Annotated in this window: 15 protein-coding genes; 7 read left to right on the forward strand and 8 right to left on the reverse strand. The window is 52.1% G+C overall.

The window, feature by feature from the left end; translation table 11 throughout:
* Window positions 1-33: 33 nt before the first annotated feature.
* The gene (gene zinT / locus GF617_RS03480; protein WP_181623481.1) at window positions 34-675 is read left to right on the forward strand and encodes a metal-binding protein ZinT; all 642 of its coding nucleotides are present in this window, start codon (window positions 34-36) and stop codon (window positions 673-675) included.
* A gap of 42 nt (window positions 676-717) precedes the next feature.
* Here zinT and ydeE read toward each other — a convergent pair whose 3' ends face one another.
* Window positions 718-1,908 carry an efflux MFS transporter YdeE gene (gene ydeE, locus GF617_RS03485; protein ID WP_181623482.1) on the reverse strand — a complete coding sequence of 397 codons (1,191 nt, stop codon included), beginning with the start codon at window positions 1,906-1,908 and terminating at the stop codon, window positions 718-720.
* Between the two features lie 191 nt (window positions 1,909-2,099).
* Between ydeE and eamA the strand changes: the two genes are divergently transcribed.
* Complete coding sequence (eamA, locus tag GF617_RS03490) at window positions 2,100-2,999, forward strand: O-acetylserine/cysteine exporter (RefSeq protein ID WP_181623483.1); 900 nt, start codon at window positions 2,100-2,102, stop codon at window positions 2,997-2,999.
* Between the two features lie 38 nt (window positions 3,000-3,037).
* Here the strand turns inward: eamA and marB are convergent, their stop codons facing one another.
* Genes marB through marR form a run of 3 tightly spaced genes read right to left on the reverse strand, consistent with a single transcriptional unit; the run spans window position 3,038 to window position 4,122 of the window.
* Entirely contained in the window at window positions 3,038-3,256 is a 219-nt protein-coding gene (gene marB, locus GF617_RS03495; protein WP_181623484.1) for a multiple antibiotic resistance protein MarB, read from the reverse strand.
* A gap of 32 nt (window positions 3,257-3,288) precedes the next feature.
* The gene (marA, locus tag GF617_RS03500) at window positions 3,289-3,669 is read right to left on the reverse strand and encodes an MDR efflux pump AcrAB transcriptional activator MarA (protein ID WP_001303241.1); all 381 of its coding nucleotides are present in this window, start codon (window positions 3,667-3,669) and stop codon (window positions 3,289-3,291) included.
* An 18-nt stretch (window positions 3,670-3,687) separates the two neighbouring features.
* On the reverse strand, window positions 3,688-4,122 hold the full coding sequence (gene marR, locus GF617_RS03505; protein ID WP_181623485.1) for a multiple antibiotic resistance transcriptional regulator MarR: 435 nt from the start codon (window positions 4,120-4,122) through the stop codon (window positions 3,688-3,690).
* Window positions 4,123-4,377: 255 nt separating this feature from the next.
* Between marR and GF617_RS03510 the strand changes: the two genes are divergently transcribed.
* Window positions 4,378-5,043 (forward strand): MarC family NAAT transporter, encoded by a 666-nt coding sequence (locus tag GF617_RS03510; protein ID WP_181623486.1) that lies wholly within the window; start codon window positions 4,378-4,380, stop codon window positions 5,041-5,043.
* A gap of 82 nt (window positions 5,044-5,125) precedes the next feature.
* Here the strand turns inward: GF617_RS03510 and GF617_RS03515 are convergent, their stop codons facing one another.
* Window positions 5,126-6,322: a sugar transporter gene (locus tag GF617_RS03515; RefSeq protein ID WP_181623487.1), complete on the reverse strand. Its 1,197-nt coding sequence runs from the start codon at window positions 6,320-6,322 to the stop codon at window positions 5,126-5,128.
* Window positions 6,323-6,498: 176 nt separating this feature from the next.
* On the opposite strand from GF617_RS03515, the gene GF617_RS03520 reads away from it, so the two are divergent.
* Window positions 6,499-7,296, forward strand: coding sequence for a PhzF family phenazine biosynthesis protein (locus tag GF617_RS03520; protein WP_203451063.1), 798 nt, complete (start codon window positions 6,499-6,501; stop codon window positions 7,294-7,296).
* Window positions 7,297-7,298: 2 nt separating this feature from the next.
* Here the strand turns inward: GF617_RS03520 and GF617_RS03525 are convergent, their stop codons facing one another.
* Window positions 7,299-8,243: an L-lactate dehydrogenase gene (locus GF617_RS03525; protein ID WP_203451064.1), complete on the reverse strand. Its 945-nt coding sequence runs from the start codon at window positions 8,241-8,243 to the stop codon at window positions 7,299-7,301.
* Window positions 8,244-8,394: 151 nt separating this feature from the next.
* Here GF617_RS03525 and GF617_RS03530 point away from each other — a divergent pair, with 151 nt between their 5' ends.
* On the forward strand, window positions 8,395-8,877 hold the full coding sequence (locus GF617_RS03530; protein WP_181623491.1) for a GNAT family N-acetyltransferase: 483 nt from the start codon (window positions 8,395-8,397) through the stop codon (window positions 8,875-8,877).
* On the opposite strand, the gene GF617_RS03535 is transcribed toward GF617_RS03530, so the two are convergent.
* A complete protein-coding gene (locus GF617_RS03535) occupies window positions 8,831-9,709 on the reverse strand; it encodes a LysR family transcriptional regulator (protein WP_203451065.1) in 879 nt (292 codons plus the stop codon). The two genes, GF617_RS03530 and GF617_RS03535, sit on opposite strands and share 47 nt — an antisense overlap.
* 99 nt (window positions 9,710-9,808) lie before the next feature.
* Between GF617_RS03535 and sad the strand changes: the two genes are divergently transcribed.
* Window positions 9,809-11,197 (forward strand): succinate-semialdehyde dehydrogenase, encoded by a 1,389-nt coding sequence (gene sad, locus GF617_RS03540; protein WP_203451066.1) that lies wholly within the window; start codon window positions 9,809-9,811, stop codon window positions 11,195-11,197.
* 43 nt (window positions 11,198-11,240) lie between these two features.
* On the opposite strand, the gene GF617_RS03545 is transcribed toward sad, so the two are convergent.
* The gene (locus GF617_RS03545) at window positions 11,241-13,007 is read right to left on the reverse strand and encodes an alpha/beta hydrolase (RefSeq protein ID WP_181623494.1); all 1,767 of its coding nucleotides are present in this window, start codon (window positions 13,005-13,007) and stop codon (window positions 11,241-11,243) included.
* 201 nt (window positions 13,008-13,208) lie between these two features.
* Here GF617_RS03545 and GF617_RS03550 point away from each other — a divergent pair, with 201 nt between their 5' ends.
* On the forward strand, window positions 13,209-14,798 hold the full coding sequence (locus GF617_RS03550) for a methyl-accepting chemotaxis protein (protein ID WP_181623495.1): 1,590 nt from the start codon (window positions 13,209-13,211) through the stop codon (window positions 14,796-14,798).
* The last annotated feature ends 24 nt before the right edge of the window (window positions 14,799-14,822 follow it).

Below are 14,822 nucleotides of genomic sequence, written 5' to 3' on the forward strand. Positions count from 1 at the left end.
CTCGCTCTTATAAAACGGAGTGAGGGTTTTGTTTTGGCTGCACATATTGGGAAATTTGCAATGACTCTGGGGGCGCTGCTGGTCAGCGGCCAGCTGTTTGCCCATTCACACGGTCACCAGATGACCGAAGCGGAACAGAAAGCGGCGAACGGCGTGTTTGAAGATAAAGACGTTAAAGACCGGAAGCTGTCTGACTGGGACGGTGTCTGGCAGTCCGTTTATCCTTACTTAGTTGACGGTGCGCTGGACCCGGTGTTTAAGAAGAAAGCGGAAAAGGATAAAAGCAAATCCTTTGATGAGGTTAAAGCCTATTACCGCAAAGGGTATGCGACCGACGTGGAAACCATTGGTATTGAAAACAATGTCATGGAGTTCCACAAAGGCAAAGAGGTGAGCAGCTGTCATTACGATTACAGCGGCTACAAAATCCTGACCTATACCTCAGGGAAGAAAGGCGTTCGTTATTTGTTCGAATGTAAGGATTCCACCAGTAAAGCACCGAAGTTTGTCCAGTTCAGCGATCATATCATTGGGCCGAAAGCGTCCAGCCATTTCCATATCTTTATGGGCAACACATCCCATGAAGCGTTGTTAAAAGAGATGGATAACTGGCCGACGTACTACCCGAACGAGATGTACAAAGAGCAGGTTGTGGACGAGATGCTCCACCACTAATCCACGCATACGGGGTGGTAACCGCGCCACCCCGCATGCCGTTCAGGCTGTTTTTACCTCTTCGCGCCACGCCTTCACGCTCATTCCGCGTAAAATCATCAGCCAGGCAATCACAATCGCCGCCATCATAATCACAAATAGCGACCAGTGTGGCAGATGGGTCAGAATGATACCGGTAATCATCGGGTTTGCCGCCGCACCCAGCCACCCCAGCGCTTGTGCGGAGAAGTAACTCGCTTTCATACCGGGAGGGGCGATGTTGTCGATCAACATGTATTCACCCGGAGCATAAATAATCTCCCCGAGCGTAAAGACCGCCGCCGCGACGCCCCAGTAAATGAGGTTACTGCCAGAGAACATAAACCCGCCCAGCCCAAGCACAAAGAACAGCGTGCCGATGGCCATCAACGGGCGAATATTACGGTCGGAAATTTTGCGGCCAATGATGTATTGAAGCGTCACCACAACTGCTGCGTTAACCGGAAGCACGACGGCCACCACGTTTTGCGCAAAATCACTGTCATCGTTGGCGACGAGAACATACTGGGAAATACAGGTTGCAAAAGAACCGCCTACGTATGACGCGAGCAGGCCAGAGAGTGTGTACCAGAACAGGGCGCGGTCGCGCAGTAACACCGAAGGCTGCCACGGCGTTGTCTCCTGAACCGTATCTGCTGCAATACTCTGCACATACCGCTGGATAAAGACCAGGGGCAGCGCGGCGCAAAATGCCGCCAGCCAGAATGGCAGTTGCAGGCTGTACATCACCAGTAACGTGCCAATCGGCGGCCCGACCGTCCAGCCGATATTTAAAAAACTGTAGTTGAGTGAAAAGACGCGCGCTTTTTCACTCGGTGTGAGCACGTCGGCAAACCAGGCCTTCAGTACGGTAGAAAAGACGGAATAAGCGCAGTTAATCAGGGAGAAAAACATCACCACCAGCGTGACGTTATCTACCAGCGGAATCGCTACAAACCCGGCAATAAAGGCCGCAATGGAGATCAACATGTAGCGTTTCTTATCGAACTTATCTGCCAGGATGCCAAAGCCCATGCTAAACACCACACCGATGGTCAGTGCGATGGTCAGTGCATAACCAATATTCTCAACGCTCATGTTGTAAACACGGGTGAGATAGATGGTCATAAACGGCAATGTCGCGCCACGACCAATGGTTAATAACAATGAGGATGCCAACAACGCTGCGGTTGAGCGCCTGAGAGATGTTTTCATATTCCTGTCCGACATGTGCTTATGATTTTTTGTTGTGTCTTATCAGGAGTAACACGCCATAAGGGGCTTGTATAGCACCTAATTTATCCGTAAGTGCTTCGCCTGACTGCCAGAATTAATGATCTTTTCCTTCGCGCTTTTTTTCGTTACCTTGAATCTGTTTACAAAAATTTAATAATCAGGGGCAGGGTATGACGCGTAAAGACGGGCTGCTGGCGTTGCTGGTGGTCGTGGTATGGGGGCTTAATTTCGTCGTAATCAAAGTCGGTTTACACAATATGCCGCCATTAATGCTGGCGGGGTTACGTTTTCTTCTGGTGGCCTTCCCGGCGCTGTTTTTTGTTGCCCGCCCTAAAATTCCATTTCGTCTGCTGTTGGGTTATGGCCTGACAATTAGCTTTGGCCAGTTTGCCTTTCTGTTTTGCGCGATTAAGTTTGGTATGCCTGCGGGGCTTGCTTCCCTGGTGTTACAGGCCCAGGCTTTCTTTACCATCATTCTCGGGGCGTTTTTCTTTGGTGAGCGTTTACAGGGCAAGCAACTGGCAGGGATCACGCTGGCGGTTTTTGGTGTGCTGGTGCTGGTAGAAGCAAGCCTGAACGGCCAGCATGTGGCGTTGCTCGGTTTTATGCTGACGCTGGCGGCGGGCCTGAGCTGGGCGTGCGGGAATATTTTCAACAAACTGATCATGCAGCATGAAGCGCGTCCTCCCGTCATGTCACTCGTGGTCTGGAGTGCACTGATCCCGATTGTACCGTTCATGGTAGCCTCTTTTGTGTTTGATGGCCCGACGTTGATGATCAACAGCCTGGTGAATATTGACCTGACCACCATTTTGTCGCTGATCTATCTGGCGTTTATCGCCACGATTGTGGGTTACGGTATCTGGGGCTCGCTGCTCGGGCGCTATGAAACCTGGCGCGTGGCCCCGCTGTCATTGCTGGTTCCGGTGGTGGGGATTGCCAGTGCGGCGTTACTGTTGGGAGAGCAGCTCAGTGCGTTGCAGTTGCTGGGGGCGGCGCTGATTATGGCCGGTCTGTACATTAACGTTTTTGGATTGCGCGTGCGTCGAGCGACGCAGGTGAGACATTAAGGCATAAAAAAGCCCCGCATCAGCGGGGCAAAAACGAATCAGAGGTCGTGCTGATTGTAATATGGCACGCCTAATTCGTCGGATTTGTCGCTGCCAGCACCCATATGATTGAAATCAAAAGGTGACTGGTCATGTGCAGAGGGCAGGATCATCGCATCACGATTGTTCTGCTGTGCTACACGGGGTGTTTGCTCCGCGAAGGTCTGGCCGGAGACCAGCACCAGCAAGGTGAGGGCGGCGGAGGCGATAACTTTCATGATTTCCTCGGTTACGTCTTTACAGGCGATGATTAGCTACAGTGTTTTAACGGATACAGGTATCGGGATTCACCCGGCATACTGGTGATGCGATACTTATGAGGCGGCACGTCAAAGTAGTTCTTAAACGTCCGCGTCAGAGTTTGTTGCGATTCAAACCCATAACGCTCCGCCAGATACAGGATCGGTTCATTGCTTTCTTTCAGCTTCTGGGCAATTTCTGTCAGCTTGCGGCTGCGAATGTATTGACCCAATGAATGCCCGGTCTCTTTTTTGAACATCCGTTGCAGGTGCCATTTTGAGTAACCTGAACGCTCTGACACTTTCTCAAGGGAGAGCGGCGATTCCAGGTTATCTTCGATCCAGTCCAAAATGCTATGAATAGTAATAGCGTCAGTATTGCGTCTGGACATCGTCATACCTCTTTCTGTTTACGGCAGGATTTTCTTAAGCAAGTGCTCAAGCGTTGCCACTTCATCCGCCGTTAAGTTTTTTGTTAGTTCCTGGTGCAGTGTTTGTCCTACTAACTGATGACATTGCTCACACATTGCTGCGCCGTCGCGGGTGAGTTTCACCAACACGCCACGTTTGTCATTCGGGTTAGGGCTTCGTTCTATCCATCCTTTGCAGACGAGACGATCCAGCATGCGGGTTAATGCACCCAGATCGACAGAGAGCACCTTTTTCAGCTCAACCGGTGTGATACACACTTCGCAGCGAATGGAGCACAGCACTTTGAACTGTGTCGCTGTGATATCAAGCGGTGACAAATAGTCATTGAGCAGGCGATCTTTTTTCTGGTTTACCATGTGAATAAGACGTCCCAGTGGAATAATTTCGTTAAAGAGATCACTGGTGCTTTTCACAATGGTTGCCCTGGCAAGTAGTTTAATCACGGCAGATATTATTGCTCAGGCAAGTATAAGTCAACTGAATGAATTGGCCGATGCCACGATTTGCTAAAACGTTTCATGAACTTTTCTTGAGTGCTTTCAAATCAGAAACATAACGAAGAGTTATCGTACGGAGTGTAAATAATCCTTACCTTGTGCTGATGGCTCAAACCTACAGTTTCCCCCTATAATTGCGAAGTTGATTATGGATAAGGACAGCGACGCACTATGTTGGATTTGATTAAAGCAATTGGTCTTGGGCTGGTGGTGTTACTGCCTTTGGCAAACCCGTTAACGACAGTGGCGTTATTTCTGGGGCTGGCGGGAAACATGAACAGCGCGGAGCGTAATCATCAGTCGATGATGGCTTCTGTGTACGTGTTCGCCATCATGATGGTCGCGTATTACGCTGGACAACTGGTCATGAATACCTTCGGGATCTCTATTCCCGGCTTGCGTATTGCGGGTGGGCTGATTGTGGCGTTTATCGGTTTCAGAATGTTGTTCCCGGCGCAAAAAGCACATGAGTCACCTGAAGCGAAAAGTAAATCAGAAGAGCTGGAAACAGAACCGAGCGCCAATATCGCTTTTGTACCATTAGCCATGCCAAGTACGGCGGGGCCGGGGACAATAGCGATGATTATCAGCTCGGCCTCCACGGTACGTGACGGGACGACATTCCCGGACTGGGTAGTGACCGTCGCGCCGCCCGTCATTTTTGCACTTATTGGCATTATTGTGTGGGGTTCGCTGCGCAGTTCAGGTGCAATTATGCGCTGGGTGGGCAAGGGCGGTATCGAGGCCATTTCCCGTTTGATGGGTTTCCTGCTGGTGTGTATGGGCGTGCAGTTTATTATTAATGGCGTGCTGGAAATTATTAAGACTTACCACTGAGTTTATTGCCGGGTGGCGCTTCGCTTACCCGGCCAGGAAGACGTACAGGCCCGTGCTAGCAAAGCGCCGTCGGGCAAAAAATTCACCCGTGATGTGCCTGTTCTTCCAGTTTCACAGGCCATTTACGGAAGATAAGCACTGACCAGATAAGCGCGGCGAGTGCCGGAATCGCCCCCAGGTAGCCAATCGCTGACATCGAAATATGCAGGCTTATCTGATTCCCCACCAGCGCACCTGCGCCAATTCCCAGATTGAAAATCCCTGAAAACAGCGACATCGCCACATCCGTTGCATCTGGTGCAAGCGCAAGTACTTTTACCTGCATACCCAGCCCGATGATCATGATCGCCACGCCCCAGAATATACTCAGTACCGCCAGATGCATCTCACTCTCTGCAGCTGGCATGAGCAGAACCAGACATACCGTCAGCAACGCAATGGCACTGCTCACCAGAGCAGAGGCATGGTGATTGCCAAGCTTCCCGAACAACAGGCTGCCGATGATGCCTGCGCCGCCAAGAAGCAGCAACAGGAGAGTGGCAAAGCTGGCGCTGAATCCGGCGACCGTCTGAACAAAGGGTTCAATATAGCTGTAGGCGGTGTAGTGCGCGGTAACCACTACCACGGTAAGCAGATAAATGCTCATCAGGGCAGGACGGCGAAACAGCAGCGGCAGGCTTTTCAGCGAGCCGGAATGTTCGCTTGGCAGTTTCGGCAACAATTTAATCAGGCACAGAAGCGTGATTAATGCCCCGACACCGATAGCGAAGAAGGTCGTACGCCAGCCAAAATACTGCCCGACAACGCGGCCAATCGGCAAACCTAATACCATCGCCAGTGCTGTACCTGTCGCGATCAAGCTCAGCGCCTGGGCGCGTTTGCCGGCCGGCGCGAGACGAATAGCCAGCGAGGCAGTAATAGACCAGAACACAGCGTGCGCAAAAGCGATCCCGATACGGCTTATCACCAGAACGGTAAAGTTCCATGCCATGAACGACAGGACGTGGCTGGCAATAAACAACACAAACAGGCCAATCAGGAGTTTGCGCCGCTCCATCTTGCTGGTCAGTAACATAAACGGTAGCGACATCAGTGCCACCACCCATGCGTAGATGGTCAGCATGATGCCAACCTGAGCGGTTTCCATCTGGAAACTCGCAGCGATGTCAGACAGCAGTCCGACGGGAACGAATTCCGTGGTGTTGAAGATAAATGCGGCAATGGCAAGCGTGACCACACGTAGCCACGCGACCTTGCGGGAAACAGTGTTCGTTGTCATAGAGATATCTGGGGGTCGTTGTTTAAATGAGGAGAAGGCGATCTTAAAGCTTTAAACGGTTAAAACTCAATCATTATGTGATTTAGATCTCAAAATTTACCTTATGACAGCGGTAGCGGAGGATGTTGTTTTCATTGAATATAAAGAACAACACAGCAAAAACGAAAGGTAAGGCAATGCAGGAGATTGATTTTTATCTGGTTGATGCGTTTAGTGATGCTTCGTTTGGGGGGAATCCGGCGGCGGTATGCCCGCTCAAGGCATGGTTGCCGGATGAGACATTACTCAGGATGGCCCAGCAGCATAATCAGTCTGAGACGGCGTTTTTTGTGCGAACGGATGATGGATTCGAACTGCGCTGGTTCACGACACAATACGAAATCAACCTGTGCGGTCATGCAACGCTTGCCGCATCACACGTCATCTTTGAATATCTTGATTACCCACACACGGAAATCACTTTCTCCACACGTTTTGTCGGCAACCTGACGGTCAAACGCAACGGTGACTGGTTAACGCTGAATTTCCCGGCGTGGTCAGCGGAAGCGGTCGACAACCCACCTGCGTTGCTTTTCAGTGCGTTAGGCGTGAGTGAGGCAAAAGAGGTTCGTGTCGGACGGGATTATCTGGTGGTGCTGGAGAGTCAGCAGCAGGTTGAGTCGTTAACACCGGATATCGCCGCCATGATCCCACTGGGGAAAATGGTCTGTGTCACAGCTCCCGGTGAGCAGTACGATTTTGTCAGCCGTTTCTTCTGTCCTGGGGAAGGCGTACCGGAAGATCCCGTGACTGGCTCAGCGCACAGTATGTTGATTCCGTACTGGAGTGAAAAACTGGGGAAAACGCGGATGAATGCCCGCCAGGTTTCTGCCCGTGGCGGGGATCTGCGTTGTGAATTACAGGGCGACCGCGTACTGATTGGCGGTCAGGCAACGTTATACCTGAAAGGCAAAATTTTCCTGCGACCGGAGTGACATCAGGGTAAACGAGCGATATTGCTTTTAATCATCTCAACAGAATGGCGGAATTTGACCTGTTCATCTTCCGCCAGTTGCAGCTCAATAATCTGCTGAACACCACTTTGCGCCAGAACGGCCGGAACTCCCGTTGCAACCCCTTCCACACCGTATTCACCGTCCAGAATGCAGGAGATCGCCAGAGCACGATGGCTGCCGGTGAAGATATTGCGACAGATCTCGGCGATGGTTCCGGCAATACCGTATTCCGTACAGCCTTTGCGGTTATATATCTCAAAGCCTTGTTTACGTACACTTTCGGCCAGTTGTTCCCGGTCCAGGGCATGTCCTGTATGACGCTGGTACACTTCAGCAATGGGCGAACCGTACACCGATGAATGCGACCATACCGGGAACTGGGTGTCACCATGCTCACCCAGAATAAAGGCATCAATGCTTTGCGCGCCAATATCCAGAGCCTGCGCCAGCGTGCGGCGCAGGCGGGTTGTATCCAGCCAGACGCCCGTCCCGATGACCTGACTGCGCGGCAGCCCGGAGAGTTGCCATACCTGCCAGGTAATAATGTCGCACGGGTTAGTGGCAATCAGAAAAATGCCTTTAAAACCGTTCTCCATCATCTGCGGGACAATGCTTTTTACAATTCGCGCGGTGCTGTTCAGTTCATCCAGCCGTGTTTGCCCGGGCTTCAGTGCACCGCCCGAGACGGTAATGACAGCGATATCCACATCTGCACAGTCACGGGCTTCACGCGTTGAGATGGTCATCATGCCTGGCATATAGGCGGCGGCGTCACTCAGGTCCTGCGCATGGCCTTCGGCACGCTCACGGTTCAAATCGACCAGGATCAGCTCTTCACAAATGTTCTGGTTAAGCAGGGCATAGGCTGCTGATGCGCCAACGTTGCCAGCGCCAATGATCATCACTTTACGGGCTTTGGTGTTCATTTTGTTTCCATTCTGATTAAACGCGGACTTTGGACAAAAATACTGCCGGGGCAGGCGTCGTGCAACAGGCGAAAGGAAGCATAAGTTAATACTATGATGCACCCTTAAGTGGGCGAGGCTATGTTGAAATAAAAACGACAAGGAGCCTGCCATGTATTCCATTACCTCTGAATCTGCACACCATCCTGATATCCTGAACCTGATCGCGGCGCTCGATCGCTATCAGAGTGACCTCTATCCCGCTGAGAGCAATCATCTTATTGATTTGGCTGAGCTTGATGAGGCTTCGCTGATACTGATGATCATTCGCGACCACCACCTCACCGCGGTAGGGTGTGGCGCGGTGGTGCTGAATGGCGACGGCACGGGCGAAATGAAGCGTGTTTATATTGACCCGACGCACCGTGGGCAACATTTAGGTGAAAAACTACTTGCGGCCTTGGAAGATGAGGCTCTGAGCCGTCATTGCCATACAGTACGTCTGGAAACCGGGATCAAACAGCCTGCCGCTATTCGTCTGTATGAGCGGGGCGGCTACGCGTTACGCCCGGCATTTGCTCCCTATGTTGACGATCCGCTCAGCCTGTTTATGGAGAAGGCGCTGGTGGCTGACGTTCGTTTAGCAGTGCTATAAATGCCTCTAACTGACGGGTCAGTGCGCCGCGTCTCCATACCAGCCAGGTCGTGAGCCAGCACCAGTTTTCTGCCAGTGGCCAGGCTTCCACCTGATGATGTCCCGGCATACTTTCCAGCATGGAACGCGGCATCAGCGCAATGCCTGCGCCAGCAATGACGCAGGCCAGCATGCCGTGATACGACTCCATCTCATGAATACGCCCAGGCGTTGCTCGGTCTGCATGGAACCAGCTCTCCAGATGCCTGCGATAGGAGCAGTTTGCGCGAAACGCGTACACATCGCTTCCACTTACATCAGTTGCGCGAGATACCGTCGGGTGTCCCGCTGCGGCAACCAGCATCATCTCTTCCCGATAGACCGGCATACCTTCCAGCTCAGGGTGCGATAAAGGACCGTCGACAAAGGCCGCACTGAGCGTTCCTTCCAGCACGCCATCAATCATGGTTCCGGAAGGCCCCGTAGAGAGAGCAAACTGAATACGGGGATAACGCTGGTTGAACTGTGCCAGCGTTTCAGGAATGCGCACCGCGGCGGTACTTTCCAGCGCCCCAAGGGCAAACAGCCCCTGAGGCTCATCACCGGCAACGACCATTCTCGCCTCATCAACCAGGGCCAGTATCTGCTTGCTGTAGCGCAGGAAGTTGTGCCCGGCGGGGGATAAACGCAGACGCTGGTTCTCGCGAATAAATAATTCCACGCCAAGATCGGCTTCAAGCTGGCGGATGCGGGTGGTCAGATTCGACGGGACACGATGCACTTTCTGTGCCGCCTGGGTGATGCTGCCGGTTTGTGCGACGGCGTTAAACATTTCAAGCTGAGTTAAGTCCATAGCATTCTCGATTCGTGAATAAGGTGGTTAGTATTATTCATTTTTAAGAAATAGCAGAGTGGGTCACAATGAATCAACTGTTATCGCAAGGAGACCATCATGACTCATTCACCTGCTACACATGCACAGTCTGTGAACCCGGCCAATGGCGAGACGCTGGCCGCTTATCCGTGGGCAACCCAGGAACAGGTTGATCGTGCCATCGCCCTGGCGGATGCCGGTTTTCGTCAGTGGCGCGGGACGACTGTCGCGCACCGGGCACAGAAACTGCGTGACTTAGGCGCTGCGCTGCGTCATCGCGCTGAAGAGATGGCACAAATGATGTCCCGTGAAATGGGTAAACCCATCTTGCAGGCACGTGCTGAAGTGACGAAATCAGCCAGCCTGTGCGACTGGTATGCGGAACATGGCCCGGAGATGCTGAAGGCTGAACCCACCCAGGTCGACAATAATAAGGCAGTCATTGAGTATCGTCCGATGGGACCTGTTCTGGCCGTCATGCCGTGGAACTTCCCGCTGTGGCAAGTGCTGCGCGGGGCCGTTCCTATTCTGCTGGCCGGAAACAGCTATTTGCTCAAACATGCGCCAAACGTTCTGGGTTCGGCTTCGCTTATCGCGCAGATTTTTGCCGATGCTGATTTCCCTCAGGGGGTATTTGGCTGGGTGAATGCCACGAACGACGGTGTAAGCCAGGCGATTAACGATCGTCGTATTGCGGCCATTACCGTGACGGGCAGTGTGAGAGCGGGGGCGGCCATCGGTGCGCAGGCAGGAGCCGCATTGAAAAAATGCGTGCTGGAGCTGGGCGGCTCCGATCCCTTTATTGTACTGAATGATGCCGACCTGGATCTGGCTGTGAAAGCCGCTGTCACCGGACGTTATCAAAATACCGGACAGGTGTGTGCCGCAGCGAAACGCTTCATTGTCGAGGAGGGGATTGCCGACCGCTTTACGCAACGTTTCGTTGAGGCGGTAGCTGCCCTGAAGATGGGCGCTCCGGACCAGGAGGATAACTATGTCGGGCCGATGGCACGCTTTGATCTGCGAGATGAACTGCATCAACAAGTACAGGCAACGCTTGCGGAAGGTGCGACACTTCTGATCGGAGGCGAGAAGATCCCCGGGGAAGGCAATTACTATGCACCAACCGTACTGGCTAACGTGACTCCTGCCATGACGGCGTTCCGTCAGGAGCTGTTTGGTCCGGTCGCCGCTGTTAGCGTGGCAAAGGATGCGGAACATGCCCTGCAACTGGCGAATGACAGCGATTTTGGTCTGTCGGCTACGGTCTTTACTGCCAGCGACGCTCTGGCTGATCGGTTCTCCCGTGAGCTGGAGTGTGGCGGGGTGTTTATTAATGGCTACAGTGCCAGCGATGCCCGCGTTGCGTTTGGCGGCGTGAAGAAGAGCGGTTTTGGGCGAGAGCTTTCACACTTCGGTTTGCATGAATTCTGCAATGTGCAGACAGTATGGAAAGATCGCGTTTGATAAAACCAATGGCCTCCCGTGGAGGCCATTGGCGTACAACAGACTATATCCGTGTCAGTAGCAGCCAAAGAAATAACAGGTAAGTTGCCAGTGCGAACCCTGTTGTCTGTGCTTCAATGGATTGTGGGACTAAAGCTGTAATAATACAGGCAAGTAGCATCCATCCTCCCCAGGCGATGAGTGCAATCATTGCCCAAACAATGGGCGGGAACAGACCAATCAAAACCAGTAATATGACGCGAGAGCGGCTGAGTTTATTGTTTTGGCCTAATGCAACAGTCCCCTTATCGATAAAGCTGGCAATACACTCCCAAAGTGGCTCCTCAATAGCCGCACTATGGCCCCCGGGAATGTAAGTCACCTGGTGTGCATTTGATTGTGGGGACAGAGTAAACCCATCATGACCAGCGCTTCCGAGATCCTGAAACCCCATAAACTGAAAGAATTTTGGAAAACAAGCGACGACCCAATCTCTTGTGGCAACAAAATTGAGTACGGCTTTAACTCTGGGGGGTGAGCTATTCAGGTAGCGATCCCAGTTATAGTTTCGATGAACCACACTGCCCGCGAAGACGACATTTTCGAAAAAACAGCATGGATAAAGTTCAAGCGCTTTGGCCAGCATATAGGTACCGTTACTGTGCCCGACATAGCAAAATGTTGCATTAGGATATCTCGCTAACGCCTGCGTGTATTGGTCCATCAACCATTCAACTTTTTGCCGACGATACCAGGGGAAAAGGAAGGGCAACATAGGGAAATAGCCATAAGTGGATGTCTCAGTTGCCCATATATTGGGGCTGTTTTTGTTGCGTTGCTTAATATGACGGGCAATTTTTTGCGTCCAGTAACCTTTGTCTCTGATGCCGTGAATGACAAATGCGACCCGTGTGACCAACGGATTAGGGCTGGCAAAGGGATCATCCGCAGGGAGAATGCTGCTTTGTTTTAACTGTGGTATGGGATCCGTTAGCGCATCAATAAAAACATTTTTCCGGCCTGCCCCATATTGGGGGTCATCAAAATTCACGACATCAGCATGACCAGAATATGGAACATCCAGATAGATAAATTCACCGCCTGAGACCAGATCAATATTATCGTCCGGACCGACAATGTCATCACGTGACCCCAGCAACTGGATCGTTGTTGCATTGCCAGTTGGCGTCTGAGAAATAACGCTGTTGCGGCGCATTCTAATCCATTGAATACGCAGTTGGGTGATAAATTCTGCTCCCTGACGGATGGAGCAAATCGTGAAGGTTCGTCCTGTCACGGCTCTCATGGCATTGCCCAGCGCTATACCCAACAGCCATCCTGCTGCTCTGAAAAGGTGTAAATGATGGTTAATACGCCAGCCTCTGTTCATGCCTGCCATCAGAATTAACCGGGAGACGTTTGTTGCCCAAGGCCTGCTGGCAAGTCGTCCGTCGGATAAGTGCTCACCGCGGGCATGAAAAGGAGATTCAAAAGGTGCTTCAGCCGTTTCGCCGCATGCTACAACATAGATTTTCCGGGCCAGTAATGCACCAAAGCTGTGGCCAACAAAGACAATATTCGTGATGGGGTGTCCTGCATTATTAATTTCATTCTCAAGGGAGAGCAATACATCTGCCGCGATTTGGTTAGGATCGGCCGTTGAGCTAAGTTCCAGAGGCAAATCAGGAGAGTAGATTAATGCGTGCGGCCATTGTTTTTTGACGGCTTGTTTCAGGGATGAAAGTGACAATGCGTTTTTGGTATAAGCGTGAAGAAGAAGGACTAAGGTCCCATTCCCCTCTATTACAGGACTATCGTTCCTGGCAGACATATCTGACCCCCGGCACTATGTGAGTTAATGATCATATATAGCCGGAAGGCCTCTCTTTTCCATCATACCGGAGTCTTGAGTGCAGTTTTCTGTCTGGAATAGACCTGCGATGAGAAGGTCTTTGTCATTTTTCTGCAATGGTTCTGTCATTTTCATTTCGTAGACTCCCTCGCGTCTAACGCATTGTTACAGAAGAATATTATGAACCTAACGCAAATTTTCCGCCGTATTGCGCAGCGCCTCATTCCGCGTCAGTTTGGTCTGCTGGCAGGCATCTTTTGTATTATTGGGCTGTTCTCCGCACTGCAACTTTCCTCTTCAGTCCTGCTTACCGCCTCCTTACGGGAAGCCCAGCGTAATGAACAACATAATCAGCTCGCCTATCAGCAGCAGGGGAAACTGGATTTAGCGCGCGTTTCACTTCTGGCGGCGAGCGATCTGCTCAACCGCTCCGGTGTCTACTTCATGCAGGATAAAGAGACGGGTTCCGACGGGAGTTGGCACAGCCTGATGGATGAAGCGCAAAAGGCACTGGCGGTTTCTCAGCAGGCGTGGAATGCGTGGCTGGCACTTAACCCGCCAAAGGATGATGCTCTGGTCAATAGCTATCAGCTTTTTTACGGGGCCATTAAAGAGCAGGCGGAAGGTCTGGTCAAAACCAATTCGATTGATGCTTTTTTTGCTGTGCCGGCTCAGGCGTTTCAGACCGATTTCAACGACAACTATGCGCGCTTTCAGCAGATGAGTGAGCAACAGGCGATGCAGGGCAGACAATCCCTGATGGAACAACTCTCTGGGCTGCAAACGCTTTTTTTATTCGCGCCGCTGGTGTTGCTGGCCATTGCGGTTGCAGTCTGGTTTGGGATGGCGAAATGGGTGATTACGCCGCTTCGGAAACTGATTGCGCATATCGATCAACTTGCGGCAGGTGATTTGTCTGGACATCCTCCGGGCGTGATGCGATTTAACCGTGAAATGGGACAGCTTAGCGACAGCGTGATGACCATGCAGCAGGGGCTTCAGCAACTGGTTACCCAGGTGAGCGATGCGACCACCTCGATGGTCGATAATATCGGTTCGCTGGCGCAAGGGAACCAGAAGCTTTATCAACAGTCGGCTCGCCAGGCGAAAGAGCTTGATGATGTGACGGCCCATATCGCGGCCCTGGAAACGCACGTAGAAGGCAATACCGGTTATGCGAAACTCGCCAGTTCACGTGCAGATGAAGCGCGTCAGGCTGCGGCGGGTGGCGACATGATGATGTCGACCGTCAATGCCTCCATGCAGGCGATTGTGGATCGATCCTCTGAGATGCGCGGCATCGTCGCGATGATCGATAGCGTTGCGTTTCAGACCAATATTCTGGCCCTCAATGCAGCGATTGAAGCCGCGCATGCCGGCAATCAGGGACGCGGTTTTGCGGTGGTTGCCAGAGAAGTTGGGCTGCTGGCCCGAAAAAGCAGTCACTCAACGCAGACGATTCAGGAGCTGATTAACCACTCGTTGCAGGGCATTGAAGACGGGTCGAAAGCCGTGACTCGTCTTGAGGATAATCTGCAGCAGGTCACTGGACTGGTGGGGAATCTGAGCAGTTTACTGAATGATATCTCGGCCGCCACCCTGAGCCAGGGGGAAAGTATTCATCAGATGACGCGTCAGCTTCAGGCGCTAAATCAGGTGTCACGACAAACGGATGCGCTGGTATCTGGCGCTTCACAGGCTTCCGATCGCCTGCATCTCGAGTCGGATCTATTGCTGCAGGCTGTTTCGCGTTTTCGCCTTCCGGCCTGACGTGACATATTCGCCTCTGTTATA

It is taken from the genome of Lelliottia sp. RWM.1 (assembly GCF_016859735.1).
Lineage (GTDB): Bacteria > Pseudomonadota > Gammaproteobacteria > Enterobacterales > Enterobacteriaceae > Enterobacter.

What these genes read in the sequence shown, in the direction of transcription:
- sad (WP_203451066.1), top strand. Translation starts at nt 9,809, where the DNA reads ATGACTCATTCACCTGCTACACATGCACAGTCTGTGAACCCGGCCAAT.
- GF617_RS03510 (WP_181623486.1), top strand. Translation starts at nt 4,378, where the DNA reads ATGTTGGATTTGATTAAAGCAATTGGTCTTGGGCTGGTGGTGTTACTG.
- eamA (WP_181623483.1), top strand. Translation starts at nt 2,100, where the DNA reads ATGACGCGTAAAGACGGGCTGCTGGCGTTGCTGGTGGTCGTGGTATGG.
- ydeE (WP_181623482.1), bottom strand. Translation starts at nt 1,908, where the DNA reads ATGAAAACATCTCTCAGGCGCTCAACCGCAGCGTTGTTGGCATCCTCA.
- GF617_RS03545 (WP_181623494.1), bottom strand. Translation starts at nt 13,007, where the DNA reads ATGTCTGCCAGGAACGATAGTCCTGTAATAGAGGGGAATGGGACCTTA.
- GF617_RS03515 (WP_181623487.1), bottom strand. Translation starts at nt 6,322, where the DNA reads ATGACAACGAACACTGTTTCCCGCAAGGTCGCGTGGCTACGTGTGGTC.
- marA (WP_001303241.1), bottom strand. Translation starts at nt 3,669, where the DNA reads ATGTCCAGACGCAATACTGACGCTATTACTATTCATAGCATTTTGGAC.
- GF617_RS03530 (WP_181623491.1), top strand. Translation starts at nt 8,395, where the DNA reads ATGTATTCCATTACCTCTGAATCTGCACACCATCCTGATATCCTGAAC.
- GF617_RS03535 (WP_203451065.1), bottom strand. Translation starts at nt 9,709, where the DNA reads ATGGACTTAACTCAGCTTGAAATGTTTAACGCCGTCGCACAAACCGGC.
- GF617_RS03525 (WP_203451064.1), bottom strand. Translation starts at nt 8,243, where the DNA reads ATGAACACCAAAGCCCGTAAAGTGATGATCATTGGCGCTGGCAACGTT.
- GF617_RS03550 (WP_181623495.1), top strand. Translation starts at nt 13,209, where the DNA reads ATGAACCTAACGCAAATTTTCCGCCGTATTGCGCAGCGCCTCATTCCG.
- marB (WP_181623484.1), bottom strand. Translation starts at nt 3,256, where the DNA reads ATGAAAGTTATCGCCTCCGCCGCCCTCACCTTGCTGGTGCTGGTCTCC.
- GF617_RS03520 (WP_203451063.1), top strand. Translation starts at nt 6,499, where the DNA reads ATGCAGGAGATTGATTTTTATCTGGTTGATGCGTTTAGTGATGCTTCG.